Genomic DNA, 26,577 nt, shown 5'->3' on the forward strand with positions numbered 1-26,577 from the left:
CCACCAAGACCGAGATCGGGGCCGGCTGGGGCACCTTCCGCGACCTCACCATCGGCCGGGTCAACCGCGACCAGTACGACGACCTGCTCGCCGTCAACGACACCAACAGCCAACTCATCCTCTACACCGGAACCGCCGCCGGCACCCGGTTCAACGAGGGCGTCACCTACGGCCGCGGCTGGAACTGCTGCACCCAGATCACCGTCGGCCGATTCACCAACGACGACTACGACGACCTCGTCACCGTCAACGCCGCCGGTCAACTCCTGCTCTACGCCGGCAACGCCGCCGCACAGTCCTTCGACGCCGGTGTCGTCATCACCGGCGCCGGCACCGGCTGGTCGGCCTACTCGTACCTTGCCGCCGGCCGGTTCGACGGCTCGGGACTCGACGGCCTGCTGGCGGTCGACCGGGCCACCGGTCAGCCCTGGGTGCACCCCCGCACGGAGGCCGGCAGCTGGGCCGCCCGGGTGCAGCCGCCGGGCACCGTCTGGGCGCCGCAACCGTACGAGCTGTCGAACCTGGTGAGTGGCCGCTTCAACGGTGACGAGTACGCCGACCTGCTCGGCACGGACTCCGCCGGCATCCTGTGGCTGCACCCGGGCACCTCCGCCGATACGTACGGCCCGCGGGTCCAGTTCGGTGCTGGTTGGATCGGCTACCGCGAACTCGTCGTCGGCAAGATGAACCGTGACCAGTACGACGACCTCGCCGCCATCGAACAGGCCACCGGCAAACTCTGGCTCTACCCCGGCAACGCCACCGGCACCCCCGCCACCACCAAGACCGAGATCGGGGCCGGCTGGGGCACCTTCCGCGACCTCACCATCGGCCGGGTCAACCGCGACCAGTACGACGACCTGCTCGCCGTCAACGACACCAACAGCCAACTCATCCTCTACACCGGAACCGCCGCCGGCACCCGGTTCAACGAGGGCGTCACCTACGGCCGCGGCTGGAACTGCTGCACCCAGATCACCGTCGGCCGATTCACCAACGACGACTACGACGACCTCGTCACCGTCAACGCCGCCGGTCAACTCCTGCTCTACGCCGGCAACGCCGCCGCACAGTCCTTCGACGCCGGCGTCGTCATCACCGACGCCGGCACCGGCTGGGCGAACCGGAGCGACCTGACCCGGTTCCGCGTCACCGGAGACACCCACGACAGCCTGCTCAGCAAGGACCGGTCGGGAAGCCTGCTGGTGCACCGGAACACCGGCGGCACCTTCGACTGGAGCGACCCGGTGCGCTCCGGCCCGCGCGACTGACCTACGTCAGGAACCACACCGCCTCGGTGACATCGGATTTCGGGCGGACGTACAACTGGCTCGCCGAGGTGGCAGCGAAGGCCAGCTCGACGGTGTGCGTCCCGCCGGTCCCGACCGGTACCGGCTTGCTGCTGCACGCGGTCAGCAGCGGGACCACCGTGGCATCGTCGGTGCCGAGGTGGAACCACGCCGGCTTCACCTCACCGCCCGCGGCACCGGCGCCGCGGGCGGTGAGGGTCACCCGCAGGTACGGCCGATCCGAGCACTTTCCCGTACCCCGGGTCACCTGGCCGATCCGCACCCGCACCTCGCCGTCCCCGCTCCGCATGATCAGCTCTTCCTCGCGGCCGACCTGCCACGGGTCGGGGTTGATCACGGTCAGTTCGGCGCCGAGCGGGACGTCCGGCATCTCCTCTCCCGGCACCGGCCCTTCGGCCAGCATCTCCGCGATCTGGGTCTCCATCTCGTCCTCGGGCCCCGACGACCGCAGGATGCTGCCGAGTACCGAAGCCAGCATCAGGAGGATCACCGTCACGGACAGACCGACGATCACCACGCCGGTGGCCACCTGGCTGCCACCGGACGGGCCTGGTCGTTGCTGGTCGGGCTGATTCACCGGTCCCCCTGCTCACATTCGGAGCCGTCACTGTAGTGCCCGTGCTCGTCACCCTTGATCGCGGTCCGGCGTTGAGCCAGTGGTTACTTTTGCCCTGCTCAGACGAGGTGCTGTAGTGAAGAAGCGTTTCCTGGTCCGCTGGTGCGCGCTGGCCGGACTGACCGGCCTGGTGGCCGCGCTCGGTGTGACCGGGCCGGCGTGGTCCCGGTCCCGCCTACCCGAGTGCGCACCCGGCACCGCATCCAACCGGCCGCCCACCCGGCCCGCCGGGCCACACACCCCGGGCGCGTGCCGCGCGGACACCGGCCGCGCACCCGAGTCCGCCGTCCAGGTGGATCAGATGCGCGACAACTCGACCGCGGGCGGCTACCACCACCTCGGCGCCGGCACGGCCGGCGAGTGGGCCGGCGTCTACGGCCGGGTCTCCGTGGTGAACAGCACGGTGCGGGCCTACTCGTACGACTTCGTGGCCGCACGGTTCATGGCGAAGCAGGACATGGGCGGCGGTCGCATCGCGTGGCTGGAGGCCGGATGGGCGGAGACCGGGTGGGCCGGCGCGGGGCGCCAGCACATCTACACCTACCACACGAACAGCCGGACCTGGCAGTTCTACCCGCAGTACGCGGTGCGTCCGGGTGACCGGATCTGGATCGACGTGCACACCGACTCGGGCGGCATCTGGCAGGCGTGGCTGTGGTGGAACAACCGGTGGAACCTGCTGACCGCGCAGAAGCTGCCGATCGGCGGGACCGCGTACGTCGAGCAGTACGTCGAGGTGCACGTCGACTCGCGGCGCCGGGGACGGATCGACGTGCCTCAGGTGACGGTGGACAACGTGCAGTTGCGTCCGTCCGGTGGGAACGGGCGGTACTGGCGGGCGGACGTGCCGACGCTCACCGCGGACTCCGTCCAGCAGCGTGGCCGCAGCTTCTGTCTGGACTGGACCACCCGGTACGACACCTGGCGGGCCGGCAGCTGCTCGAAGGAGAGCCGCTGAGGACGGGTCAGCCGGCGTTGGCGTACGAGTGCAGGCCCTCGAAGAACAGGTTCACGCCGAACAGGTTCATCAGCATGGTGAGGAAGCCGAGCAGCGCGATCCAGGTCGCGGTCGTGCGCTTCACGCTCGGCGTCGCGCGGGCGTGCAGGTAGCAGGCGTACACGATCCAGGAGATGAACGCCCAGACCTCCTTGGGGTCCCAGCCCCAGTAGCGGCCCCAGCTGGCCTCGGCCCACAGCGGCCCGGCGATCAGCGCGCCGAACGTGAACAGCGGGAACGCGAACGCGTGCAGGCGGAAGGTCAGCCGCTCCAGCGTCTCCGCGGCCGGCACGCGGGCGCCCAGCGGGTACGGGAACCGCCGCTCGCCGTTGTCGTACCCCGTCTTGATCAGGAACATCGCGGCCGGGACGGCGCCGAGCAGCAGGATGCCGGTGGACAGGATGATGGTCGAGACGTGGAAGATGAACCAGTACGAGTTCAGTGCCGGCACCAGCGGGCCGACCGGGGTGTAGGCGATCAGCCCGTTCGCGCCGAGCAGCACCACCAGGGCGAGCGCGACGAACAGGCCGAGGTGCCGGATGCCCGGCCGGCGGCTCAGCAGGCCGAGCCAGGTGGCCGCGCCGACGAACGTCACGGAGAGGGTGAACTCGTACATGTTGCCCCACGGCATCCGGTCCGCCGCGACTCCGCGGGTGACCAGCGTGCCCAGGTGCAGCAGCGCGGCGAGGACGGTGAATCCGACCGCGATCCGGCCGGCCAGGTCACCACGGTTCCGCGACGGCTCGGCGACGACCGCCGGCTCCGCCGCGACCTCCGCCGGCTCCGCCGCCTCGGCATCCGCCGGCCCTTCGACGAGGACCAGCGGTCCCTCGGTGGCCGGGGCGCCGGCCCCGACCAGCTGGCGGGCCGGGCGGGCGGCGGCGCGGCCGATGTGGCTGCGGTCGCCGAACGCGTACTCGGCGGCGTGGCACACCATGGCGGCCAGGTAGGCCAGCACGGTCAGCGCCATGAGCTGGTTCGACAACTCCGCCATCACGCGGTCTCCTCGTTCTTCTCGCCGCCGTCCCCCCGGACGGTGGACACCACCCGGGCGAATTCCTCGCCGAAGCCGGGGTAGTCGGTGCGCGGCAGGCCACCGGCATCCATCACGGTACCGGCGGGAGCGCCCTCGGACCCGGCCAGGGGCGACATCCGGAACCACAGCCGCCGCCGGCGCCCGGCCAGCGACAGCATCAGCCCCAGCAGGCCCGCCACGGCGCCGACCAGCACCAGTGACTGGGTCGGGTTGTACCGCACGCTCACCGTGGCGAACGGACGGGTGCCGAGGAACTCCAGCTTCGTGCCGTCGTCCAGGATCCAGGCGTCGCCCGGCTTCATCGTCTGCGGCCGGGTGCCGCTGACCTGCTTCAGCTCACCGCTGAGGATCTGGGAGCGGTCCAGCGCGTAGACCGAGCCCGGCAGCCCGGCCTCCACCCCGAGATCGCCGCGGTACGCGGTGAGGAACAGCCGCGGCGCACGCTCCGCCGGGAATCCCGAGGTCGGGCTGCCGTCCGGGTTCACCGTCGGCAGGTACACGCCCTCGAAGCCGACCTGCAGCGTGCTGTCCCGCCGGTTGGTCTTCGGGTCGATGTTGACGTCCGGGAACGTGGCGACACCCTCGCTGGTCAGCATGCCGTCGGTGGGCAGGAACGGCACCACCTTGGTCTGCTGCTGGCCGTACCGGTCGGTGTACCGCAGGACCGGCGCGTAGCCGTGCCCCAGCAGGTACACGTTGGCGCCGTCCAGCCGGAGCGGGTCGTTGACCGTGAACGTGCGGTTCGCCGTGGTGCCGTCCTGTTCCACCACCACCGCCGCCCGGAACGACCTGGGCGTCCCGTTGTCCTGGAACGACGCGGTGAAGTCGGTGAGCTGCAGGCAGAACCTCGGCAGGTCGCCCGGAGTCACCCGGGGGCCGAGCGACGACTCGTCGAACTGCGGCACCAGGCTGCAGAACCCGCGGTCGGCGCCCTGTACCAGCAGGCGGTTGCCGTGCCAGCCGTACCAGTGCCCGAAACCCACGCCGACCAGCACCGTGAGCAGCGCGAAGTGGAACAGCAGGTTGCCGCTCTCCTTGGCGTACCCCTTCTCCGCGGCGACCGTCCACACGCCGCCGTCCCGCTCCCGGACCCGGGTGCGGAAGCGGCGCCGGCGCAGCATCGCGGCGACGCTCGCGGCGGCCGCGGCCGGGTCGTCGGCAAGCTGCCCGGAGGCGTGCTGCGGCAGGCGGTCCAACCGCTTCGGCGCATCCGGGGGTACGGTGCGCAGCGCCCGCACGTGGTCCGCCAGCCGGGGTACCACGCAGCCCACCAGCGACGTGAAGAGCAGCAGGTAGATGGCGGCGAACCAGGGCGACGCGTACACGTCGAAGCCGCCCAGGCGGTCCAGCACCGGCGCCAGATCGGGATGGTCGCGGAAGTAGCCGGCGACGTTCTCGCGGTTCACCGACCGCTGCGGCAGCACCGAGCCCGGGATGGCGGCCACCGCCAGCAGGAACAGCAGCACCAGCGCGGTCCGCATGCTGGTCAGCTGCCGCCACGAGTTGCGCAGCAGCGCCCACACCGGGTTGCCGCGCCGCGGCGGCGGCGCGGCGGACGGGGCCGGACGTTCCTCCACGACGGTCACAGCAACGTCCCGGCGTCGAAGTCGACCGTGGTGCGCAGCCAGATCAGGAAGTCGTCCCAGCCGCCGGTGACCAGCGCCAGCCCCACCACGATGAGCAGCGCGCCGCCGATCCGGGTGACCCAGCGGCTGTTGCGGCGGACCGCCCGGAACAGGCCGAGGAGCTTGCGGAAGAACAGCCCGAACAGAACGAACGGCACACCCAACCCGAGGCTGTACGCGACCGCGAGCACCACCGCGCGATCGGTCTGCCCGCTGGTGGTGGCCAGCCCGAGGACCGCGCCCAGGGTCGGTCCGACGCAGGGGATCCAGGACAGCGCGAACAGCGCCCCGAAGATCGGCGCGCCGACCAGCCCGGCCGCGGGCAACCGGTTGATCCGCACCTCCCGCTGCATGCCCGGCACGAGCCCGAGGAACGCCAGGCCGAGCACGATGACCAGCACACCGAGGACGACGTCCAGGACGCGCTTGTGGGTCTGCAGCGCGATGCCGATGTTGGCGACGAGCGTGGCCAGCAGCGTGAAGACCACCGTGAAGCCGAGCACGAACAGCGCCGTGCCGGCGAGCACCCGGCCACGCCCGGTCGCGCGCCGCGCCGCGGGCGGTGCGGCCACCGCGACGGCACCGCCGCCGGCCGGCCCGTCGACCTGTCCACCGACCTGTCCGCGGGCCGGCCGGTCGACCGGCCCGTCGACCGGATCCGCCGCCGGCTTCGGGTCGGGCCGGGAGCCCAGCGCGGCGTCGAGGTCGGCGCCGGCCAGCCCGGTGACGTAGGACAGGTAGCCGGGCACCAGCGGCAGCACGCACGGCGACAGGAAGCTCACCAGACCGGCGAGGGCGGCGGCACCGATGGCCAGCAGCATCGGTCCGCTGCTGGCGGCCTCGGCGAACGCCTCGCCCATCAGCCCGCGCTCCGGCTCGGCTGCGGGCCGGCGGCCGGCCCGGCGCCGTCCTCGGCCGCGATCCGCTCGACCAGCGGCTGCAGCTCCGACACCACCGTGGCCCCGCGCTTCGCCGCGGCGATCCGGCCCTGCCGATCCAGGACCAGCGTCGACGGCATGTTGACCTGGGTGACGTCGAACTGCAGCCCGACCTCGCCGTTCGGGTCGAAGATGCTGGCGAACGTGAACCGGCCCCGCTCGAACGCCTTCGCGGCATCCCGGTCGTCACGCGAGTTGACCCCGATGAACGTGACGCCCTTGTCCTTGGTGGCCACGTACGTCTGTTCCAGGTCGTCGGCCTCGGCGCGGCACGGGTTGCACCAGGAACCCCAGAAGTTGACCACCACGACCTTGCCCCGGTCGGCCGTGACGTCGTACCTGCCGCCGGCCAGCAGCTCGCCGGTGACCTGGTCGACCTGCTGGCGCTCGCCGGGCGCGCACTCGATGATGCCGTTCGTGGTGGTGCACCGGTCGGTCCAGCTCCCGCCCCCGCACCCGGCGAGCGCGCCGGCCGCGAGCGCGGCGGCGGCCAGTGCGGCGGCGAGGCGGCGCACGTCAGGCTCCCTTGGCGGTCCGGGCGCCGGGCGACAGGGCGACCAGGTGCGCCGCCGGCTCGGCGTAGTCGATGCCGACCACCTTGGAGCCGACGAACCGGAACGAGGTGAGGCTGGCCAGCCCGCACTCACGCCGGCGCGGGTCGTGCCAGAGGCGCTTGCGTTCCACGTACCGCCGGAGGGTCCAGATCGGGAGCTGGTGCGACACGCAGACCGCCTCGTGCCCCTCGGCCGCCACCCGGGCGGCCTGCACCGCGGCGAACATCCGCTGCGCGATCACCAGGTAGGCCTCGCCCCAGGACGGCGTGATCGGGTCGCGCAGCACCCACCAGTGGCGGGGGTTGCGGAACGATCCGTCGCCCGGCGACACCTTCTTACCCTCGAAGTAGTTCGCGCTCTCGATCAGCCGGGTGTCGGTGGCGATCTCCAGGCCGAACTGGGCCGCGATCGGCTCGGCGGTCTCCTGTGCGCGTTCCAGCGGGCTGGCCACCACGTGCGTGACGTCCCGGTCGACCAGCGCCTGGGCGTCCGCCTTGGCCATCTGCCGCCCGAGTTCGGACAGGTGGAAGTCGGGCAGCCGGCCGTACAGGATCTTGTCGGGGTTGTGCACCTCGCCGTGCCGCACCACGTGCACGGTGGTCCTGGTCGGCTCGCTCATGCTGATCGACTCCCCGACTCGGCCGCGGCGCGTGCCGCATGCGGCAGGGCCTCGGCGATCTGCTCCAGTGCCGCGTCGTCCAGCGCCGTGGACACGAACCACGACTCGAACGCGCTGGGCGGCAGGTAGACCCCGCGCGACAGCATCGCGTGGAAGAACCCCTTGAACGCCGCGGCGTCCTGGGTCTTCGCCGAGTCGTAGTCGCGCACGTCGGCATCGGTGAAGAAGATCGAGAACATGTTGCCCGCGTACGACAGGCGGTGCGGCACCCCGGCCACGGTGAGCGCGTCGGCGGCCAGCGCGCCGATCGTCTGCGCCAGCTCGTCCAGGCGCTGGTACGTGGCGGCGTCCGCGAGCCGCAGCGACGCCAGGCCGGCCGCGCAGGCCAGCGGGTTCCCGGAGAGCGTGCCGGCCTGGTAGACCGGGCCGGCCGGGGCGAGCCGGGACATGATCTCGGACCGCCCGCCGAACGCCGCGGCGGGCAGGCCGCCACCCATCACCTTGCCGAACGTGAACAGGTCGGCGTCCACCGGATCGAGCCCGGCCCAGCCGCCCGCGGACACCCGGAAGCCGGTCATCACCTCGTCGACGATCAGCAGCGCGCCGTGCGCGTGCGCGATCTCGGCCAGCCGCTGGTTGAACCCGTCCCGCGGCGCGACGACGCCCATGTTGCCGGCCGCCGCCTCGGTGATCACGGCGGCGATCTCGGCACCCGGCTGCTGCGCCGCGAACGCGGCCTCCACGGCGGCGATGTCGTTGTACGGCACCACGACGGTCTCGCTCGCCGCCGCCCCGGTCACGCCGGGCGAATCGGGCAGTCCGAGCGTGGCGACGCCCGAGCCGGCCGCGGCCAGCAGCGCGTCCACGTGCCCGTGGTAGCAGCCGGCGAACTTGATGATCCGGGTGCGGCCGGTGTATCCGCGGGCCAGCCGGATCGCGGTCATCGTCGCCTCGGTGCCGGAGTTGACCAGGCGCACCTGCTCGACGGCGGTGCGACGGACGATCTCCTCGGCGAGGTCGACCTCACCGGCGGTGGGCGTGCCGAAGCTGGTCCCGTCCGCGGCGGCACGCTGGACCGCCGCGACGATCTCCGGGTGGGCATGGCCGTGGATCAGCGGCCCCCAGGAGCAGACGAGGTCGACGTACCGCCGGCCGTCGGCGTCGAACAGCCACGGCCCGGCGCCGCGCGCCATGAACCGGGGTGTGCCGCCGACCGCTCGGAACGCACGCACGGGTGAATTGACCCCGCCCGGCACGATGGCCAGAGCGCGGTCGAACAGGGCCTGGGAGGCCGGGGCGTCCTCGGGAAAAGGGCCCGCGGCTGGGTATGTCGTGGTCACAGCGCATCCCATTGTGTCAGCGGGGTCTGACATCCGCCGCAAGAGGGTTGTTCATGTCACGGAAGCACCGGCGCGCGACCCGGACCGGACGTCGTCCGACAGGCCGGAAATGGGCGGTCGCGATAGGGTGAGAACGTGGAGCGACCGGAGCTGTCCATCGCAGTTCAGCACGCGCCCGACGAGGTCACGTTCGTCCTCGCCGGGGAGATCGACGTGCTCACGGTCAACCAGCTCGCCACCCTGGTGAACGAGGCGCTGGCCGATCCGCCGGCCCGGATCGTGCTGGACATGGCGGGTGTGACGTTCTGCGATTCACAGGGACTGGGCACCCTGGTGGTGCTGAGCCGGAAGGCGCAGCACGCCCGCACGGTGCTGGCGCTGGCCAACGTCGGCGACTTCCTGATGCGGGTGCTGGACATCACCGGCCTGCGCTCGGCGCTGATGATCAGCAGCTCCACCTGAGCGGGCGAGGCCCTTCTGCCGGCCTCCGTTCCGCCGGCGCCTGTCCTGCCCGCCTCTGTTCCGCCGGCCGGTGTTCCGCCCGGCACCTGATCCGTCTCCGTCGGCCTGTAATCGGCCCCGCACCTGATCCGCCCGGCATCCGATCTGCCCGGCACCTGATCCGCCCGGCCCGTGATCCGCCCGGCACCTGATCCGCCCGGCCCGCAATCCGCCCGGCACCTGATCCGCCCGGCCCGCAATCCGCCCGGCAACCTGATCCGCCCCGCACCCGATCCGCCCGGCATCCGATCCGCCCGGCGCCTTCGTTCAGGCTGGCGCGCCCTGGGTGTGCTCCGGGGCGTGCTCCCGGGCCACGATGTCCGCGGCGGCGTGCCGGGCAAACCGGGCCAATGACCCGACCGCGTAGGTGAGATAGGCGAACTGCCCGATCTGCGACACGTGGGTGAGCGCCAGCGTCTGCGAGGTCAGCCGGCGCGGCAGCAGCGGCGCGCCGGCACCCAGCGTCACCGGCGCGACCGCCAGGATGATCTCGTCGAGCAGGTCCAGGTCGGCGAACTCACCGACCAGGTCTCCGCCCCCGACCAGCCAGACGTTCTTGCCCTGAGCGGCCACGGTCATCGCCTCGTGCACCCGGTGCACGTCACCGCTGACGAAGAAGATGTTGGCGTCCGGAACCGGCGGCAGGTCGCGATGCGTGAAGACCCAGCACGGCATGCCGCCGTACATGTCGTGCCAGTTCTGCGGCTCCTCGAGCAGGTTGTCGTTCTTGAGGATCCACTCGTAGGTGGTCGCGCCCATGGCGAACGCGCCGACACCGGAGAAGAACGCGCCGAACGGATTGTCGGTGCCCTCGTCCACCTCGAACAGCCAGTCCAGCGAGTTCTCCGGGTCGGCGATGTAGCCGTCGATGCTGGTCGCCGTGTAGTACTGCGTCTTCGCCACGACAAACACCATGCCACGTCTTTGCCGACAAATACGGCGAAACGGAAGGGCTGACGATCAGGCCGGCGGACCGATCTGATAGGTCAGGTAGGCGAACGGCCCACGCTGCTCCACCTTCCCCAGCGACATCCGGGACGACGGGATCCGCCGGGGCAGCAGCGGCGCGCCCGCGCCCAGCGACACCGGCGCCACCCCCAGGATGAGCTCGTCGAGCAGGCCGGCGTCGGCGAAGGAACCGGCCAGCTCGCCGCCACCCACCACCCAGATGTTCTTGTCCCGGGCGGTCGCGGTCATCGCCTCATGCACCGGGCGGACGTCGCCGCTGACGAACGTCAGGTCGGCACCCGGGATCCGTGGCAGGTCGCGGTGGGTGAACACCCAGCAGGGCACGTCGCCGTAGTAGTCGGCCCACTTCAGCGGCCGGTCGAGCAGCGCGTCGTGCTCGAGGACCCACAGGTAGGTGGTGGCGCCCATGCAGAAGGCGCCGACGTCCGCGAAGAACTCGGCGAACGGGTTGTCGGAGTCGCCCTCCACCGCGAAGAGCCAGTCCAGCGAGTTGTTCTCGTCCGCGATGAAGCCGTCGACGGTGGTGGCCGTGTAGTACTGGGTTTTCGGCATGGCGCCACCCTGCCAACCGGGTACGACAATTTCAGGCGTCGTTGCGCAGGACCAGGATCGCGATGTCGTCGCGCGGTTCCTCGACCGAGAAGTTGATCGCGGTGGACCGCAGCCGGGCCGCCATCACGTCCGCCGGGTAGCCGGCCAGGGGCTCCGCCGCCGCGCGCAGCCGCTCGGTGCCGTACAGCTCGCGTCCGCGCCGTCTTTCTGTCACACCGTCGGTATAGAAGATGAGGGAGTCGGCCGGCCGCAGCGTCACCGCGACGTCCGGCGAGGTGATCGTCTCCAGGAGGCCCAATGCCGTACCCCCCTCACCCACGAACGAGCTGGCGCCGTCCGCCCGGACCAGCACCGCCCGGTCGTGCCCGGCCAGGTGCAGGCAGACGTCGAGCGAGCCGTTCGGCCGCCGGACCACCGACGCCATCGCGAGCGTGCAGTAACGTCCGCCGCCGCGCTGCACCAGCGTGCGGTTGACCCGGTCCAGGATCTCGGTCATCGGCTTGCCGTCGTCGACCAGAATCCGGATCACGTCGCGGACCAGTCCGGTCACGGTCGCGGCCTGCACGCCCTTGCCGGAGACGTCGCCGACCACGACCACCCAGCTGTTCTCACCGGAAGGGACCACGTCATAGAAATCGCCACCCACCTCCGAGCCGGTGGGCACGTATTCGGCGGCGAAACCGACGCCGTCCACGTGCGGCAGGGCCGGCGGCAGCAGCGAGGCCTGCAGCGTGCGGGCGACCTTGTGGCGCTCGTCGTGGATGCGGGCGTTGTCGATGGCCAGCGCGGCGCGCCGGGCGACGTCCTCCAGCACAGCCACCTCGTCGGCGTCGTGCCGGTGCTTGACGTGCCGGCCGACGGCGAGCGTGCCGAGCCGCTGGCCGCGTGCCACCAGCGGCACGGCGATCCCTTCCGACGGCGTACCCAACATGATCTGGGTGCCGAGCCGGGACGCCTCCTCGAGCCGCGCCAGGATCGCGTCCGATCCGTCCTCGGCCAGCGTGGCGTGCAGTTGCGGCAGCGCCGCCTCGTCCGCGTGGGTGGCGGCGGCGAGCTGCAGGCGGCCCCACGCGTCCGTGGTGTGCACCGCGCACCACTGGCCCAGCCGCGGCACCACCAGCTGGGGGATCAGCGCCATGGTCAGGTTGACGTCGAGCGACTGGGCGAGCAGCTCGCTGGCCTCGGCCAGGAACGTCAGCCAGGTCTGGCGCCGCACGTCGGCGTCGCGCAGCCGGTCGTTCTCCAGGTGCAACGACAGCCGCTCGGCGACGATCGTGGCCAGCGGCGGCGCATAGCCGAGCGGCGAGGCGTCCAGCTCCAGCTCCCCGGCGTACGGCCGTTGCGCGGTCAGCGGCACCCGGATCGTGGCGGCGTTGTCGCGCGGCGCCCGGCCGAACCGGGCCAGCACCTGCCGGCCGTTGCCGTCGCCGCGGTCCAGCCGCACCACGCCGCCCGCCGCACCGGTCAGCCGGGCCAGCTGGGACAGCAGCTCGGTGGCGAAGTCGGCGAGTGCGCCCTCGGTGTTGCGGGCCGGGCTCATCTGCAGCAGGGCGGTGAGCGCACCGACGCTCGGGGTGTCGTCCTCCGCCACCGTCTCGGCCGGCATCGCCGAGACGTGCCCGGCCCGGCGTTCCAGGCGGAACCACACGCCCTTGCCCTCGCCCTCGTGCACCGTGCCCCAGCGGCTGGCGAAGTGGTCGACCAGGAGCAGGCCGCGCCCGCGCTCCGCCACCTCGCCGATGTCGACGCTGTCGTTCTTGGGGCCGACGGCCAGCTGCTCGACCGGGCCGGGGGCGAAATCGGTCACCGTGACGGTGAGCCCGCTCTGGTCCGCGGTCACCTCGATGTCCAGCTCGGTGCCGGCGTGCACCACGGCGTTGGTGGAGAGTTCCGTGGTCAGTAGCAGAGCCTCGTTGAGGAGCGCGTCGAGGCCGGCCTCCTCGAGCACGGACCGCACCAGGGCGCGGGCCGCAGCGGGGGTGCGCCGGTCGTTGGGCAGCCGGACACGACGGATGAGCGAACCAGCCCTGGCCTCCACCGACACGACTGCATCCTCCCCTGTCGGGCCGGGTTCGCACAAAGGCGCATCTCGCATTGACCCGGTCGGGCGAGAGATGATGGATCGCCCCCGCCATCCGGACAGCGAGTGAGGACAGCATGACTGCGGCTAACGAGGTCGTTGTCGGCACCGCCGACGAGACCGCCCTCCTCCGAGAGCTCGCGGCTGCGCTGCAGCGGGTTCGGCGTGGCGATCTCAAGGTCCGGCTGCCGAGGTGGCCCGGGGCGGGCGGTGAGGTCGCGGACGCGTTCAACGAGGTGGTGTCGCTCCAGGAGCGGCAGAACCTGGACGTACGCCGGATCAGCCGGATCGTCGGCCGGGACGGCCGGCTGACCGAACGCCTCGACGAGGAGGGGCTGGACGGCGCGTGGGCCGACACCGCCCGCTCGGTGAACTCGCTGATCGACGATCTGGGCCGGCCCACCACCGAGATCTCCCGGGTCATCGTGGCGGTGGCCGAGGGCGACCTGTCCCAGCACATGGCGCTGGAGATGGACGGACGTCCCCTCCGGGGTGAATTCCTGCGCATCGGCCGGACCGTGAACACGATGGTGGACCAGCTGTCCTCGTTCGCCGACGAGGTGACCCGGGTGGCCCGCGAGGTGGGCACCGAGGGCCGGCTCGGCGGCCAGGCGGACGTCCGCGGCGTGGCCGGCACCTGGAAGGACCTGACCGACTCGGTCAACACGATGGCGTCGAACCTGACCCACCAGGTGCGGTCGATCTCCCAGGTGGCGACCGCGATGGCCCGGGGCGATCTGTCCCAGAAGATCACCGTCACGGCGCGCGGCGAGGTGGCCGAGCTGTCCGACACCATGAACGGCGTGACCGACACGCTGCGGCTCTTCGCCGAGCAGGTCACCCGGGTGGCGCGCGAGGTGGGCACCGAGGGCAAGCTCGGCGGCCAGGCGGACGTACCCAACGTCGCCGGCACCTGGAAGGACCTGACCGACTCGGTCAACTCGATGGCGTCGAACCTGACCAGCCAGGTCCGCAACATCGCCCAGGTCTCCACCGCGGTGGCCAAGGGCGACCTGTCGCAGAAGATCACGGTGGCCGCGCAGGGCGAGATCCTCGAACTCAAGGACACCGTCAACACCATGGTCGACCAGCTCTCCTCGTTCGCCGACGAGGTCACCCGGGTGGCCCGCGAGGTGGGCACCGAGGGCCGGCTCGGCGGCCAGGCTCAGGTCCGCGGCGTCTCCGGCACCTGGCGCGACCTGACGGAGAACGTCAATCAGCTCGCCGCCAACCTCACCGACCAGGTCCGCAACATCTCCCAGGTCTCCACGGCCGTCGCCAAGGGCGACCTGTCGCAGAAGATCACCGTCGACGCCCGCGGCGAGATCGCCGAACTGAAGAACACCATGAACACGATGGTCGACCAGCTCTCCTCGTTCGCCGACGAGGTGACCCGGGTGGCCCGCGAGGTGGGTTCCGAGGGCAAGCTGGGTGGCCAGGCCGAGGTCAAGGGCGTCTCGGGTACGTGGCGCGACCTCACCGACAACGTCAACTACATGGCGTCCAACCTGACCAGCCAGGTCCGCAACATCGCCTCGGTCACCACCGCGGTGGCCAAGGGCGACCTCTCCCAGAAGATCACCGTCGACGCCCGCGGCGAGATCCTCGAGCTGAAGTCCACGGTCAACACGATGGTCGACCAGCTCTCCTCGTTCGCCGACGAGGTCACCCGCGTGGCCCGCGAGGTCGGCACCGAGGGCAAGCTCGGCGGCCAGGCCCAGGTCCGCGGCGTGGCCGGCACCTGGCGCGACCTCACCGACAACGTCAACTCGATGGCGTCCAACCTCACCGCCCAGGTCCGCAACATCGCCCAGGTCTCCACCGCGGTGGCCAAGGGCGACCTGTCGCAGAAGATCACGGTGGATGCGCAGGGCGAGATCCTGGAGCTGAAGAACACCGTCAACACGATGGTCGACCAGCTGTCGTCGTTCGCCGACGAGGTGACCCGGGTGGCCCGCGAGGTGGGCTCCGAGGGCAAGCTCGGCGGCCAGGCCCAGGTCCGCGGCGTCGCCGGCACCTGGCGCGACCTCACCGACAACGTCAACTACATGGCGTCCAACCTCACCGCCCAGGTCCGCAACATCGCCTCGGTCACCACCGCGGTGGCCAAGGGCGACCTGTCGCAGAAGATCACCGTCGACGCCCGCGGCGAGATCCTGGAACTGAAGAACACCGTCAACACCATGGTCGACCAGCTCTCCTCGTTCGCCACCGAGGTCACCCGGGTCGGCCGCGAGGTGGGCATCGAGGGCAAGCTGGGTGGCCAGGCCGAGGTCAAGGGCGTCTCGGGTACGTGGCAGGACCTCACCGACAACGTCAACCAGCTGGCCTCCACGCTGACCACCCAGCTGCGCGCCATCGCCGAGGTGTCCACCGCGGTGACCCGGGGCGACCTGACGCAGAGCATCGCGGTCGAGGCCCAGGGCGAGGTCGCGGAGCTGAAGGACAACATCAACCAGATGATCGTGACGCTGCGGGAGACCACCAAGGCGAACGCGGAACAGGGCTGGCTGGACTCCAACCTGGCCCGGATCGGCGGCCTGCTGCAGGGCCAGCGCGACCTCGGCGAGGTCTGCCGCATGATCATGACCGAGGTGACGCCGCTGGTCGACGCGCAGCTCGGCGCGTTCTTCATGGTCGACAACTCCGAGGCGGTGATGCGGTTGCGACTCACCGCGTCGTACGGCTACGTCGCCCGCAACCACGAGGTGATGTTCGGGCCCGGTGAGGGACTCGTCGGCCAGGCTGCCGTGTCCCGGCGCACCATCCGGGTCCGCGCCACCCACGACGGCGTCCTCACCATGCGCTCGGGTCTCATGTCCATGGCGCCGAGCGACCTCGTGGTCCTGCCCGTGCTGTTCGAGGGCGAGATGCTGGGGGTGATCGAGTTCGCGTCGGTGGCCACGTTCTCTGGACTGCACCTGACGTTCCTGGAGCGGCTCGTCGCCACCATCGGCGTCGCGCTCAACACCATCCAGGCGAACCGGCGCACCGAGGAACTGCTCGCCCAGTCCCAGCGGCTGGCCCGGGAGATGCAGGACCAGTCGGCCGAGTTGCAGCGCACCAACGCCGAGCTGGAGGACAAGGCCAAGCTGCTCAGCGAGCAGAAGGGCAACATCGAGACGAAGAACCGCGAGATCGAGATGGCGCGGCTCGGCCTGGAGGAAAAGGCGCAGCAGCTGTCCCGGGCCTCCGCGTACAAGTCCGAGTTCCTCGCGAACATGAGCCACGAGTTGCGTACGCCGCTCAACTCGCTGCTGCTTCTGGCCCGGTTGCTCGCGGACAACCCGGAGCGGAACCTGTCCGACAAGCAGATCGAGTTCGCCCGGACGATCCACAGCGCCGGCTCGGACCTGCTCTCGCTGATCGACGACATCCTGGACCTCTCCAAGATCGAGGCCGGCCGGATGGACGTCGAGCCCGACCAGGTCGACTTCGACGGGATGCGCAGCTACGTCGAGCAGGCGTTCGCCCCGCAGGCCGACGAGAAGGGCTTGGAGTTCCGGGTCCAGGTCGCGCCGGACGTACCCGAATCGATCGTCACGGATGCGCAGCGGCTCCAGCAGATCCTGCGCAACCTGCTCTCCAACGCGGTCAAGTTCACCGACCGTGGCTCGGTGACGCTGAGCATCTACGCCGCCCCGCCCGACGTCGAGTTCGACATGCCGTCACTGCGGTCCGCGGACCAGGTCATCGCGTTCACCGTCGCGGACACCGGCATCGGCATCTCCGACGAGGCGCTGGCGATCATCTTCGAGCCGTTCCAGCAGGCCGACGGCACCACCACCCGCAAGTACGGCGGCACCGGCCTGGGCCTGTCGATCAGCCAGAAGTTCGCCGCGCTGCTGGGCGGCACGATCGCCGTGTCGTCGGTGCCGGGTCAGGGCTCCACGTTCACGCTCTACATGCCGGACGCGTTCGTACCCGATCCGATCCGCTCGCTGCCCCTGCCGGGCCTGCCGGCGAACGTGGACCTGTCCCGCTCAGGTGCGCCACAGATCGAGATGCCGGCGCTGATGGACCTGCCGGCGATCAACCAGCGGCAGACCGAGAACGGGCATGTCGTCAGCCCGGCCAGCCGCCAACTCGACGGCGCCACGGTGCTGATCGTCGACGACGACGTCCGCAACGTGTTCGCCCTGACCAGCGCGCTCGAGATGCACGGGCTGAACGTGCTCTACTCGGACAACGGGGTGGACGGCGTGCGGCTGCTGGCCGAGCACCCCGAGGTCGACATCGTCCTGATGGACGCCATGATGCCGGACCAGGACGGGTACGAGACGACCCGCGGCATTCGCCGGAACCAGCGCTTCCAGGATCTCCCGGTAGTGTTCCTCACCGCCAAGGCCATGCCCGGTGACCGTGAGTCCGCACTCGCCGCGGGCGCGAGCGATTACATCACCAAGCCCGTCGACCTGGACGAGCTGATCCAGCTGATGGCGCGCTGGGTGAACGCAGACGAGACGGAGACGAGTAATGACCTGTAGTCCGGTTACCGGCGGCGGTAGGGAGGTAGGACGGGGTGGCTGATCGCGCCAAGGCACTACTGGTCGACGACCGCCGGGACAACCTGCTCGCGCTGGAGGCCATTCTGCAGGGCCTGCCCGTGCAGGCGGTCGCGGTGGAGAGCGGCGAGGCCGCGCTGAAGCAACTGCTGACCGACGACTTCGCGGTCATCCTGCTGGACGCGCAGATGCCCAACATGGACGGTTTCGAGACGGCCAGCCACATCAAGCGCCGGGAACGCACACGGCACGTGCCGATCCTGTTCCTCACCGCCGCCGACCGCGACGCCCAGCTGGCGCTGCGCGGCTACGCGGTCGGCGCCGTGGACTACCTCACCAAGCCGTTCGACCCGTGGGTCCTGCGCGCCAAGGTCTCCATCTTCGTGGAACTGTGGACCAAGTCGCAGCAGCTCAAGGCGCAGGCCGAAGCCACCCGGGAACGCGACGCCCAGTGGCAACGCCTGACCGACACGGTGGACGAGGCCGCCCGAGCCCTACGCAGCGGCGGCACCGATGCGGCGGCCGAGGCCCTGGCCATGTTGGAGAAGGCCCGCTGGGGCCAGTAACACCTCTCCGGCGCAGGTGTCCCACCCCGGCACCAACCTGATCACCCGTCCGTCACCGCCCACCGAGTGCCGGGCGCCGCATGGTCCGCGCAGGTTGCCGGACGGTCCGGGCAGGCCAACGCGCGATTCGGGCAGGCACCTCGCAGTCCGGGCAGGCCAACGCGCGATTCGGGCAATGCCCCGCGATCCGCGCAGTGCACCCCGCCGTCCGGGCAGGCACCCCGCCGTCCGGGCAGGGCACCGCGCGATCCGGGCAGGGCTCCGCGCGATCCGGGCAGGCATCCCGCGGTCCGTGCAGAGCACCGCGCGATCCGGGCAGGCATCCCGCGGTCCGTGCAGAGCACCGCGCGATCCGAGCGAGATCGGACGGTTGTGTGCCGAGCGCCCGCACTTGCCGCCCGCTCATGGCCGAACGGCTTCCGCACGGCGCGCCTCGAAACGGCACCGCTCGAATTGTCACAGATCTTGTGGTGCTGGGTCGTAGATGGACCAACTCCACACCTTTGCGAGCGCCGGCTTACATGCCCAGCCGCCATCACGTATGCAGCCGCGCTACGACCAGCCGCACCTGAGCACAGACGCCGACGCCCCGTCCCGTCCCGTCCCGTCCCGTCCCGTCGAATCGTCGTCGGACGCCGCACTACCGACCCAAGGCGATCTCCGGCGCGCTCCCCCAGCCGCCGAGCCGTGTCACGTCAACCAGGGTGAACTCCAAACCGCCCGTCCACAGGCGCGAGGCACCCGACCCCAGAGACGTGTGGCGATCCTCAACACCACACACGCTTTCCCCACCCGAGCAGCGTGTGGCGATCCGGCGCGCTCCGGGCCCCAACACCACACACGCTCACTGGGCCCGGGCAGCGTGTGACAATCCGGCGCGCTCCGCACCCCAACCACACACGCTCACCCCACCCCGGCACCGTGTGGCGATCCGGCGCGCTCCGCACCCCAACCACACACGCTCACCCCACCCCGGCAGCGTGTGACAATCCGGCGCGCTCCGGGCCCCAACACCACACACGCTCACTAGGCCCGGACACCGTGTGACAATCCGGCGCGCTCCGCACCCCCACACCGCACGCTCGCGCTGCCGCGTGCCGATCGGCCACGTCTATGCCTTTCCCTTCGCGGGACGAGTCGGTGCGCTTCAGCCGATCCCGCATGCACCCGTGCCGCGGCGGGAACGGCGTCCCCCGCACCCGGACTCCTGGACGCCGACGGTCACCGGTTGACGTAAGCCTCCGGTGCGCCGATCAGGGCCTGCCGCAGATGAGACTTCGGCCACGCACCGACGATCGCGTTCACCACCGCCCCGTCCCGGAAGATGAGCAGCGTCGGCATGGACAGGATGCGGTGCCGGCGGGTGATTTCCGGGTTCTCGTCCGTGTTGAGCTTGGCGATCAGGACTCGGCCCTGCAGCTCGACCGCCAGCTCGGCCAGGCTCTTGGCGACCGGTCGGCACGGCGGGCACCATTCCGCCCAGAAGTCGACCAGCAACGGGCGGTCCGCTGACGCCACCGCCTGGTCGAACGTGGCGTCGGTCAGGGTCATCAACGCGTCTTCAGACATGTCTTCTCCCGTTGCTCGATGGCGTGGGCGAGTTGCCCGCGCATCCGGTCACGGACGGCGGTGAGCTGTTCGATGTACGTGTCGACCTCGGTGAGCTTGCGCCGCAGCACCGCCACCGAGTCGGGGCACACGTGTCCGGCGGTGTTGCCGGCGCGCAGGCACGCGACGAACGGCCGGATCTCGTCCAGCCCGAAGCCCGCGGCTAGCAGGGCCCGGATCTCGTGGACCACGCGCAGTTCGGCCTCGTCGTAGCTTCGGTACCCGTTCGCCGTTCGCTGGGCTTCGACCAGGCCGTGCTGTTCGTAGTACCTCAGCGTGCGGGCGCTCGTTCCGGCCCGTTCGGCCAGCTCACCGATCAGCATCGGAGCCTCCTCGTCCGCCTGTCGTCAAGCCACGCTAGGGCTTGCCACCGGCGTCAAGGCAACGTGCGCCCGGTCACCCGCCGTCCACCGCTCCCACGCCGGGCGCCAGCAAGCCGCCAGGAGTGGCGGGCCACCAAGAAGGTGGACACCCCAGCAACGCGAACCAGCCCGGCAACGCGAACCACCCCGGCAACGCGAACCACCCCGGCAACGCGAACCACCCCGGAACGACGAACCGCCCGGGAAGGCGGGACAAGGTCAGAAAAGGTCGCGCCGGCCTGCCATGTCGATCTGGCGGGCCAGGTCGGGTGGGGCGGAGATGACCACCGCGCGGCCGCTGCGGGCCATCAGGACGTTGCGGACCGAGTCGACGATGGCCTCGATGCGTTCCGGCTCGAACGAACCTGGCAGCACCGCGTGCACCGTGCCGACGCCGGCCGAGCCGCGGACCGGGACCGGGACACCGGCGGCGTCGCGCAGCGCATAGACCGCGGCGTGCAGGTCGGCGATGTGCACCGAGACCCGCAGGGCGACGTCGGTGCGGCCGAACGGGTAGCGCCCCCACCAGGCCGGTGCCAGGTCGGAGATGGCGGCGGTGTCGCCGAGTGCCTTGGCCAGCCGGGCGGAGCGCCGTTCGACGTCCGGCTCGTCGCCCTCGATCAGGATCGCCAGGTAGCCGGGTGGCTGGGCGGAGGTGCGCGGGCCGGTCGGCGTCGGCAGGTCCACCTCGACCGCGCTGGGGGTGACGTCCTGTGCGAGTGCCTCCTCGACCAGGTTGTGCACCTGCAGCGGGGTGGAGACCGGGATGCCGACCCAGCGGCGGGCGGCCGGCAACGGCTCGAGGCGCACGGTGGCCGACATGATGACCCCGTCGACCTCGGCGATGCCGGGACGGCCCTGCTCGCCGTCGGACTCGGCGACCGTGCCGTCGAGGTTCACATAGGTGATGGTGTCGGTCTGCTCGGCCGGCGTGCCGAAGCGGTGCCGCAGCGGGCCGGACTCGTTGACCGCGAGCAGGCCGCCGACCGTGGCACCCGGTGACGGCGGGTCGACCGCCATCCGCTGGCCGTGCAGGGAGAGCGCGGCCTGCAACGCCCGCACCGGTGTGCCGGTGGCGACCTCGGCGGTGGGCCCGCCGGGGCGGTGGTTCCACAGGCCGCTCAGCCGTCCGGTGTCGACGATCAGGTCCACGCCGGGCGGTGGCGTACCCCAGTCGATCTTGCTGCCGGAGCCGCGCGGGAGCAGGGCCAGGCCGCGCTCCGCGGCCAGGCCGAGCGTGTCCGCCACGGATCTGGTGGTGGCCGGCACGGCGACGAAACTCGCGCGTCGGCCGGCGACGGCGTCGGTCGAACGGGCGACCCGGGCGAAATCCGGGCCGCAGATGTCGATCAGCGTGTTGAGCAGGGGCTCACGCGCGGGAAGCGAACCGCTCATGCGGCGGCCTTGGGTGATCCGAACACCACGAACATGATCACTCCCCGGTATCGAGCATGCTGAAGATCGTCCACTCTGGCATATCGTACAGGTGTTCTAATCGGGGTGGGGAGGGTCTGGTCCATGATCCTTCTGGGCAGGTTGTGCCACGTCGGTCGCGGGCCGCCGACCGACCGGTAACCTGGGCCGGGTGACCACCGAAGCACCCGACAGCCCGCCCACCGTGCGGCAGGTTCCCACCGAACGCACCTTCCACGGCGACACCGTGACCGATGAGTACTCCTGGCTTGCCGACAAGGAGAACCCGGAGACGATCGCGTACCTCGAGGCGGAGAACGCCTGGACCGCCAAGGCCACCGCGCATCTCGAGGACCTGCGGACCACGCTGTTCGACGAGATCAAGCGGCGCACCCTGGAGACCGACCTGTCGGTGCCCAGCCGCCGCGGCGGGTACTGGTATTACACCCGCACCGAGGAGGGCAAGCAGTACGGCATCCAGTGCCGCACTGCGGTGCGGCCGGGCGAGACCGACCCGCCGGCGATCGACGCACCCGACGCCGGTGTGCCGGGTGAGGAGGTGCTGCTCGACGGCAACGTGCTGGCCGAGGGCAAGGAGTTCCTGGCGCTGGGCACGTTCGACGTGACGCCGGACGGCACCCGCCTGGCGTACTCGACCGACTTCGCCGGCGACGAGCGGTTCACCCTCCGGGTCAAGGACCTGACCACCGGGGAGGCGCTGGCCGACGAGGTGCCCAGCACGTTCTACGGCAGCGCCTGGTCGGCGGACGGCTCCACACTGTTCTACCTGACCGTGGACGACGCCTGGCGGCCGTACCGCGTGTGGCGGCACACGCTGGGCACGCCGGCCAGCGAGGACGTGGTGGTCTACGAGGAGAGCGACGAGCGGTTCTGGGTGGGCGTCGAACTCAGCCGCAGCGAGAAGTTCATCCTGATCGACGTGCACAGCAAGGTGACGTCCGAGGTACGCGTCATCCCGTCCGACGTGCCGACCGCGGAGCCGGTGGTGATCGCCCCGCGGCGGCAGGGCGTGGAGTACACGGTGGAGCACCACGGCCACCGGTTCCTGATCCTGCACAACGACAACGCCGAGGACTTCGCGTTGTCGTACACCTCGGCGGACGCGCCCGGCGACTGGGTCGAGCTGATCCCGCACCAGCCGGGCACGCGGCTGGAGTCGGTCGACGCGTTCCATCGGCACGTGGTGCTCTCGGTCCGCACCGACGGTCTCACCGGGCTGCGGGTGCTGGGCGACGGCAGCACCGACACCTATGACATGGCGTTCCCCGAGCCGCTGTACAGCGTCGGCCTGGCCGGTAACCCCGAGTACGACACCACCAGCGTACGAATCGCCTACACGTCGATGGTCACCCCGGACTCGGTGTACGACGTGGACCTGGTGACCCGCCAGATGACGCTGCGCAAGCAGCGGCCGGTGCTGGGCGGCTACCGGCCCGAGGACTACCAGCAGTTCCGGGAGTGGGCGGTCGCGGACGACGGCACCAAGGTGCCGATCTCGATCGTGGCGCGCACCGGCGTCCCGCGCGACGGCACCGCGCCGCTGGTGCTGTACGGCTACGGCTCGTACGAGACCAGCATCGACCCGTACTTCTCGATCCCGCGCCTGTCGCTGCTGGACCGCGGCGTGGTGTTCGCCATCGCGCACGTCCGCGGCGGCGGTGAGATGGGCCGCCGCTGGTACGAGCAGGGCAAGATGCTGGCCAAGAAGAACACCTTCACCGACTTCGTGGCGTGCGCGCAGGCCCTGGTGAAGGCGTCCTGGACGACCGGCGACCGACTGGTGGCGCGCGGCGGCTCGGCCGGCGGCCTGCTGATGGGCGCGGTCGCCAACCTGGCGCCGGAGGACTTCGCCGGCATCGTCGCCGAGGTGCCGTTCGTCGACCCGCTCACCTCGATCCTGGATCCGTCGTTGCCGCTCACCGTCATCGAGTGGGAGGAGTGGGGCAACCCGCTGGAGTCCCCCGAGGTGTACGCGTACATGAAGTCGTACAGCCCGTACGAGAACGTGGGCAAGCTGCGCTATCCCCGGATCCTCGCGGTGACCAGCCTGAACGACACCCGCGTGCTGTACCACGAACCGGCCAAGTGGATCGCCCGCCTGCGTGCCGTGGCACCGGACGGGCGATACCTGCTGAAGACCGAGATGGGTGCCGGCCACTCCGGTCCCAGCGGCCGGTACGACTCGTGGAAGGAGGAGGCGTTCGTGAACGCCTGGGTCCTCGAGGTGCTCGGTAGGGCCGGGGCCTAGCCGGCCCGCAGCTCTTCCAGGTCGGTGCTGGACCGCAGCACCAGCAGTCCGGCACCGACCACGGCCAGCATCGCCAGCAGCACCCCGCCGCCCAGCACGGCCAGGTCCGCCAGTGGCACGGGCACCGGCAGGACCACCTCGGGCCACACCACGTGGGTCAGTGCGGCGTCCGGGCCGCAGGTCTCGCCGAGGCACACGTCGGCCTCGCCGCCGCTCAGCCGGATCTCGGTCGCGATCAGGCGGACCAGCCCGACGCCCACGGTGAGCGCCACCAGCAGCGCCGGCACCAGGGGTGCCACGGTGTGCCAGAGCACCGCCTCGCTCAGCACCCGGCGCGGCACGCCCACCGCGGTCAGGGCCGCGTACGCCCGGCGCCGGGCGACGATGCTCTCGGCGAGCGCGATCAGCATGCCGCCGGCCGCGACGGTCACGCCGACGGCGACCGCGACGATGACCAGCCGGACGGCGTTGAGGTAGAACTCGTCGTCGCCGGCCAGGCCCATCTCGAGGCCGCCGGGCGCTCCGGCGTTGATCCGGTCGTAGGCGAGCATCTCGGTGCTCAGCATGGCGCGGTAGCCGATCGCGAACGCGCCGGCGATGACGCCGGCGAGCAGCCCGGCGAACGTCCGGCTGCCGTTCCACGGGTCGGACAGCAGGCGGCGCCCGGCGAGCAGCAGCGCCGGCCGGCGGCCGAGGCGCAGCAGGAGGCGGCCGCTGACGTGGGAGATCCAGCCGGTGCCCAGGATCACGCCGACCGTCGCCACGGTGACGCCGGACCCGAGCAACAGCAGCAGCACCTCGTCGGCGATCCGCACGTCGTCGCCCAGCCAGTTCGGGATGCCGAACAGCGCCAGGCCGACCGCGATGAGTACGCCCGGCCAGGGACGCGGGGCCTGCTCGCGGGACCGGCGGACCACGCCGAGCGGGCTGATCACGACGCGGCGCAGCAGCAGCGTGCCGACCGCCGCGGCGACCAGCGGTACCGCGGCCAGCACCAGCACGGCGGGCAGGACCGCGGGCCACACGTCGGTGGGTAGCGGGAGGAGGCCGGCCGCGTCGGGCCGGTGCAGCATCGCGCGCAGCGCCAGGAACAGCCCGTACCCGGTGATCGATCCGACCAGCCCGGCGAGCGCGGTCTCGGCGGACGCGACCAGCACGGCCTGCCGCGGTGTCGCGCCGGCCAGCCGCAGGGCGGCGAGCCGGCGGTCGCGGGCCGGCGCGCCGAGCCGGATGCACTGCCCGGCCAGCCCGAGTACCGGGATCGACAGCAGGATCAGCGCCGCCAGCACCCCGGGCCGCAGACCGGCTTCGTTGAGCAACTGGCTGGTGTAGGGCCCGTTGGGGTCGTTGGTGGTGATGGAGCCGACCGTGACCGCGGCGAGCAGGGCGATCGCGGCGAGCGCCGAGCTGGCCGCGGTGAGCACCGTGCGCAGCCGGTCGGTACGGCTGCCGGCCAGCGCCAGCCGGAGGACCGTCGACGGCCTCACGAGCGGACGCCGATGCCGAGGCCGGTGGCGTCCACCCGGCCGTCGCGGAGCACGACCTCGCGGTCGGCGTACGCGGCGATCTGGGCCTCGTGGGTGACCAGCACGACCGCCGTGCGTTGCGCACGGGCGACCCCGACGATCTCGTTGAGCACCTGCTCGCCGGTGAGCACGTCGAGGGCGCCGGTCGGTTCGTCGGCGAACAGCACCGCGGGTTCGGTCACCATCGCCCGGGCCACGGCGCAGCGTTGCAGCTGGCCGCCGGACATGGCGCCGGGTCGCTGGTCGGCCAGGTCGGCCACGCCGAAGCGGTCCAGCCAGCCGACCGCCGTCTGCCGCGCTTCTCGCCGCCCCGAGCCGGCGAGAAGCAGGGGCAGGGCGACGTTCTCGGCCGCGGTCAGTTCCGGCACCAGCTGGCCGAACTGGAACAGGATGCCGAAGTCGGTGCGCCGGAGCCGGGACCGGTCGGCCTCGGACCACAGGTTCAGGTCCTGGTCGCGGTAGCGCACCGTGCCGGAGTCGGCCCGCAGGATGCCGGCCAGGCAGTGCAGCAGCGTGGACTTTCCGCAGCCGGACGGTCCGGTGACGGCGACGATCTCGCCCTCGGCCACGTCGATGTCGACGCCGCGCAGCGCCTGCGTGGGCCCGTAGGCCCGGGTGAGCTCGGCGGCTCGCAACAGGGTGGTCATCCGTGCACCTCTCGGTGGAGATCGGCGACGCGCTGCAGGGTGGTGGTGAGCCACCGCAGGTCCGCGTCGAGGTGGGCGATGGCGTAGTCGGCGGCGACGATGTCGCCGAGGCCGGCGCCCGGGGTGGTCTTGACGGCGGTCAGCTCGCGCATCCGGGCGGTGTGCGCGGCGCGCTGGGCGATCAGGTAGTCGCGGGCCCGGTCGGCGTCGGCGACCAGCAGGCTGACCACGACCTTGCTGAACAGGGTGCTGCTCACGTACGGCGCGGGCCGTTCGGTCTGGGCCAGCCAGTCGTCGATCTGGGCACGGCCGGCCTCGGTGAGCGAGTACGTCGTCCGGTCCGGGCCGCCCTCGCGTTCCTGGCCGGACTGCTCGACGTAGCCGTCCCGCTCCAGCCGGCCCAGGGTGGCGTAGACCTGCCCGAAGGCGAGCGGCTTGGCCTGCGGCAGACGTTCGTCGTGTGCCTTCTTCAGGTCATAGCCGTGCCGCGGGCCGTTGACGAGCAGCCCGAGGAGAACGTGCGGCGTGGACATGCCGCACACTA

22 protein-coding genes are annotated in these 26,577 nt (G+C 71.3%); 6 read left to right on the forward strand and 16 right to left on the reverse strand.

What is annotated here, in order from left to right; translation table 11 throughout:
• Positions 1 to 1,271, forward strand: a 1,271-nt coding sequence (locus LDL48_RS35305) for a VCBS repeat-containing protein (RefSeq protein ID WP_372472263.1), incomplete at its 5' end; no start/stop codon positions are given.
• A 1-nt stretch (position 1,272) separates the two neighbouring features.
• Here LDL48_RS35305 and LDL48_RS35310 read toward each other — a convergent pair.
• On the reverse strand, positions 1,273 to 1,887 hold the full coding sequence (locus LDL48_RS35310; protein ID WP_225259491.1) for a hypothetical protein: 615 nt from the start codon (positions 1,885 to 1,887) through the stop codon (positions 1,273 to 1,275).
• A 115-nt stretch (positions 1,888 to 2,002) separates the two neighbouring features.
• Between LDL48_RS35310 and LDL48_RS35315 the strand changes: the two genes are divergently transcribed.
• Complete coding sequence (locus LDL48_RS35315; protein WP_225259492.1) at positions 2,003 to 2,884, forward strand: hypothetical protein; 882 nt, start codon at positions 2,003 to 2,005, stop codon at positions 2,882 to 2,884.
• Positions 2,885 to 2,891: 7 nt separating this feature from the next.
• Here LDL48_RS35315 and ccsB read toward each other — a convergent pair whose 3' ends face one another.
• From ccsB to hemL, 6 genes are read right to left on the reverse strand one after another with little or no spacing between them, the layout of a single operon-like run.
• Positions 2,892 to 3,917 (reverse strand): c-type cytochrome biogenesis protein CcsB, encoded by a 1,026-nt coding sequence (ccsB, locus tag LDL48_RS35320; RefSeq protein WP_225259493.1) that lies wholly within the window; start codon positions 3,915 to 3,917, stop codon positions 2,892 to 2,894.
• The gene (resB, locus tag LDL48_RS35325) at positions 3,917 to 5,545 is read right to left on the reverse strand and encodes a cytochrome c biogenesis protein ResB (protein ID WP_225259494.1); all 1,629 of its coding nucleotides are present in this window, start codon (positions 5,543 to 5,545) and stop codon (positions 3,917 to 3,919) included. Before resB ends, ccsB begins: the two co-directional genes overlap by 1 nt.
• Positions 5,542 to 6,444 (reverse strand): cytochrome c biogenesis CcdA family protein, encoded by a 903-nt coding sequence (locus LDL48_RS35330; protein WP_272493125.1) that lies wholly within the window; start codon positions 6,442 to 6,444, stop codon positions 5,542 to 5,544. Before LDL48_RS35330 ends, resB begins: the two co-directional genes overlap by 4 nt.
• Positions 6,444 to 7,037, reverse strand: a complete 594-nt coding sequence (locus tag LDL48_RS35335; protein ID WP_225259495.1) for a TlpA family protein disulfide reductase — start codon at positions 7,035 to 7,037, stop codon at positions 6,444 to 6,446. Before LDL48_RS35335 ends, LDL48_RS35330 begins: the two co-directional genes overlap by 1 nt.
• A 1-nt stretch (position 7,038) precedes the next feature.
• The gene (locus tag LDL48_RS35340) at positions 7,039 to 7,695 is read right to left on the reverse strand and encodes a histidine phosphatase family protein (protein ID WP_225259496.1); all 657 of its coding nucleotides are present in this window, start codon (positions 7,693 to 7,695) and stop codon (positions 7,039 to 7,041) included.
• Positions 7,692 to 9,047: a glutamate-1-semialdehyde 2,1-aminomutase gene (hemL, locus tag LDL48_RS35345; protein WP_225259497.1), complete on the reverse strand. Its 1,356-nt coding sequence runs from the start codon at positions 9,045 to 9,047 to the stop codon at positions 7,692 to 7,694. Before hemL ends, LDL48_RS35340 begins: the two co-directional genes overlap by 4 nt.
• Before the next feature lie 123 nt (positions 9,048 to 9,170).
• On the opposite strand from hemL, the gene LDL48_RS35350 reads away from it, so the two are divergent.
• Complete coding sequence (locus LDL48_RS35350; RefSeq protein ID WP_225259498.1) at positions 9,171 to 9,497, forward strand: STAS domain-containing protein; 327 nt, start codon at positions 9,171 to 9,173, stop codon at positions 9,495 to 9,497.
• 306 nt (positions 9,498 to 9,803) lie between these two features.
• On the opposite strand, the gene LDL48_RS35355 is transcribed toward LDL48_RS35350, so the two are convergent.
• The 3 genes from LDL48_RS35355 to LDL48_RS35365 are packed head-to-tail and all read right to left on the reverse strand — an operon-like array spanning position 9,804 to position 13,101.
• Positions 9,804 to 10,439, reverse strand: coding sequence for a dihydrofolate reductase family protein (locus LDL48_RS35355; RefSeq protein WP_308016533.1), 636 nt, complete (start codon positions 10,437 to 10,439; stop codon positions 9,804 to 9,806).
• A gap of 57 nt (positions 10,440 to 10,496) precedes the next feature.
• Complete coding sequence (locus tag LDL48_RS35360) at positions 10,497 to 11,057, reverse strand: dihydrofolate reductase family protein (RefSeq protein ID WP_225259500.1); 561 nt, start codon at positions 11,055 to 11,057, stop codon at positions 10,497 to 10,499.
• A gap of 31 nt (positions 11,058 to 11,088) precedes the next feature.
• On the reverse strand, positions 11,089 to 13,101 hold the full coding sequence (locus LDL48_RS35365) for a SpoIIE family protein phosphatase (protein ID WP_225259501.1): 2,013 nt from the start codon (positions 13,099 to 13,101) through the stop codon (positions 11,089 to 11,091).
• A 113-nt stretch (positions 13,102 to 13,214) separates the two neighbouring features.
• Here LDL48_RS35365 and LDL48_RS35370 point away from each other — a divergent pair, with 113 nt between their 5' ends.
• Positions 13,215 to 17,624 (forward strand): hybrid sensor histidine kinase/response regulator, encoded by a 4,410-nt coding sequence (locus LDL48_RS35370; RefSeq protein ID WP_225259502.1) that lies wholly within the window; start codon positions 13,215 to 13,217, stop codon positions 17,622 to 17,624.
• A gap of 35 nt (positions 17,625 to 17,659) precedes the next feature.
• Positions 17,660 to 18,208 (forward strand): response regulator, encoded by a 549-nt coding sequence (locus tag LDL48_RS35375; protein WP_225259503.1) that lies wholly within the window; start codon positions 17,660 to 17,662, stop codon positions 18,206 to 18,208.
• 1,221 nt (positions 18,209 to 19,429) lie between these two features.
• On the opposite strand, the gene trxA is transcribed toward LDL48_RS35375, so the two are convergent.
• From trxA to LDL48_RS35390, 3 genes are all read right to left on the reverse strand, one after another.
• Positions 19,430 to 19,777, reverse strand: coding sequence for a thioredoxin (gene trxA, locus LDL48_RS35380; RefSeq protein WP_225259504.1), 348 nt, complete (start codon positions 19,775 to 19,777; stop codon positions 19,430 to 19,432).
• Positions 19,759 to 20,139, reverse strand: a complete 381-nt coding sequence (locus LDL48_RS35385; protein ID WP_225259505.1) for a MerR family transcriptional regulator — start codon at positions 20,137 to 20,139, stop codon at positions 19,759 to 19,761. The genes trxA and LDL48_RS35385 overlap by 19 nt, the downstream gene beginning before the upstream one ends.
• A gap of 258 nt (positions 20,140 to 20,397) precedes the next feature.
• The gene (locus LDL48_RS35390; protein ID WP_225259506.1) at positions 20,398 to 21,573 is read right to left on the reverse strand and encodes an FAD-binding oxidoreductase; all 1,176 of its coding nucleotides are present in this window, start codon (positions 21,571 to 21,573) and stop codon (positions 20,398 to 20,400) included.
• Positions 21,574 to 21,763: 190 nt separating this feature from the next.
• On the opposite strand from LDL48_RS35390, the gene LDL48_RS35395 reads away from it, so the two are divergent.
• Positions 21,764 to 23,860: a S9 family peptidase gene (locus LDL48_RS35395; protein ID WP_225259507.1), complete on the forward strand. Its 2,097-nt coding sequence runs from the start codon at positions 21,764 to 21,766 to the stop codon at positions 23,858 to 23,860.
• On the opposite strand, the gene LDL48_RS35400 is transcribed toward LDL48_RS35395, so the two are convergent.
• The 3 genes from LDL48_RS35400 to LDL48_RS35410 are packed head-to-tail and all read right to left on the reverse strand — an operon-like array spanning position 23,857 to position 26,566.
• Positions 23,857 to 25,347, reverse strand: coding sequence for an FtsX-like permease family protein (locus tag LDL48_RS35400; RefSeq protein WP_225259508.1), 1,491 nt, complete (start codon positions 25,345 to 25,347; stop codon positions 23,857 to 23,859). The genes LDL48_RS35395 and LDL48_RS35400 overlap by 4 nt on opposite strands.
• Positions 25,344 to 26,033 carry an ABC transporter ATP-binding protein gene (locus LDL48_RS35405; RefSeq protein WP_225259509.1) on the reverse strand — a complete coding sequence of 230 codons (690 nt, stop codon included), beginning with the start codon at positions 26,031 to 26,033 and terminating at the stop codon, positions 25,344 to 25,346. The genes LDL48_RS35400 and LDL48_RS35405 overlap by 4 nt, the downstream gene beginning before the upstream one ends.
• The gene (locus LDL48_RS35410; RefSeq protein ID WP_225259510.1) at positions 26,030 to 26,566 is read right to left on the reverse strand and encodes a PadR family transcriptional regulator; all 537 of its coding nucleotides are present in this window, start codon (positions 26,564 to 26,566) and stop codon (positions 26,030 to 26,032) included. The genes LDL48_RS35405 and LDL48_RS35410 overlap by 4 nt, the downstream gene beginning before the upstream one ends.
• Positions 26,567 to 26,577: the final 11 nt, after the last annotated feature.

Origin of the sequence: Jidongwangia harbinensis (assembly GCF_020216025.1) — a bacterium.
Lineage (GTDB): Bacteria > Actinomycetota > Actinomycetes > Mycobacteriales > Micromonosporaceae > Actinoplanes > Actinoplanes harbinensis.

Bases quoted from the DNA above. Each gene is read 5' to 3' on its own strand.
- ccsB (WP_225259493.1), bottom strand. From the start codon at position 3,917: ATGGCGGAGTTGTCGAACCAGCTCATGGCGCTGACCGTGCTGGCCTAC.
- LDL48_RS35330 (WP_272493125.1), bottom strand. From the start codon at position 6,444: ATGGGCGAGGCGTTCGCCGAGGCCGCCAGCAGCGGACCGATGCTGCTG.
- LDL48_RS35340 (WP_225259496.1), bottom strand. From the start codon at position 7,695: ATGAGCGAGCCGACCAGGACCACCGTGCACGTGGTGCGGCACGGCGAG.
- hemL (WP_225259497.1), bottom strand. From the start codon at position 9,047: ATGGGATGCGCTGTGACCACGACATACCCAGCCGCGGGCCCTTTTCCC.
- LDL48_RS35360 (WP_225259500.1), bottom strand. From the start codon at position 11,057: ATGCCGAAAACCCAGTACTACACGGCCACCACCGTCGACGGCTTCATC.
- LDL48_RS35370 (WP_225259502.1), top strand. From the start codon at position 13,215: ATGACTGCGGCTAACGAGGTCGTTGTCGGCACCGCCGACGAGACCGCC.
- trxA (WP_225259504.1), bottom strand. From the start codon at position 19,777: ATGTCTGAAGACGCGTTGATGACCCTGACCGACGCCACGTTCGACCAG.
- LDL48_RS35385 (WP_225259505.1), bottom strand. From the start codon at position 20,139: ATGCTGATCGGTGAGCTGGCCGAACGGGCCGGAACGAGCGCCCGCACG.
- LDL48_RS35390 (WP_225259506.1), bottom strand. From the start codon at position 21,573: ATGAGCGGTTCGCTTCCCGCGCGTGAGCCCCTGCTCAACACGCTGATC.
- LDL48_RS35405 (WP_225259509.1), bottom strand. From the start codon at position 26,033: ATGACCACCCTGTTGCGAGCCGCCGAGCTCACCCGGGCCTACGGGCCC.
- LDL48_RS35410 (WP_225259510.1), bottom strand. From the start codon at position 26,566: ATGTCCACGCCGCACGTTCTCCTCGGGCTGCTCGTCAACGGCCCGCGG.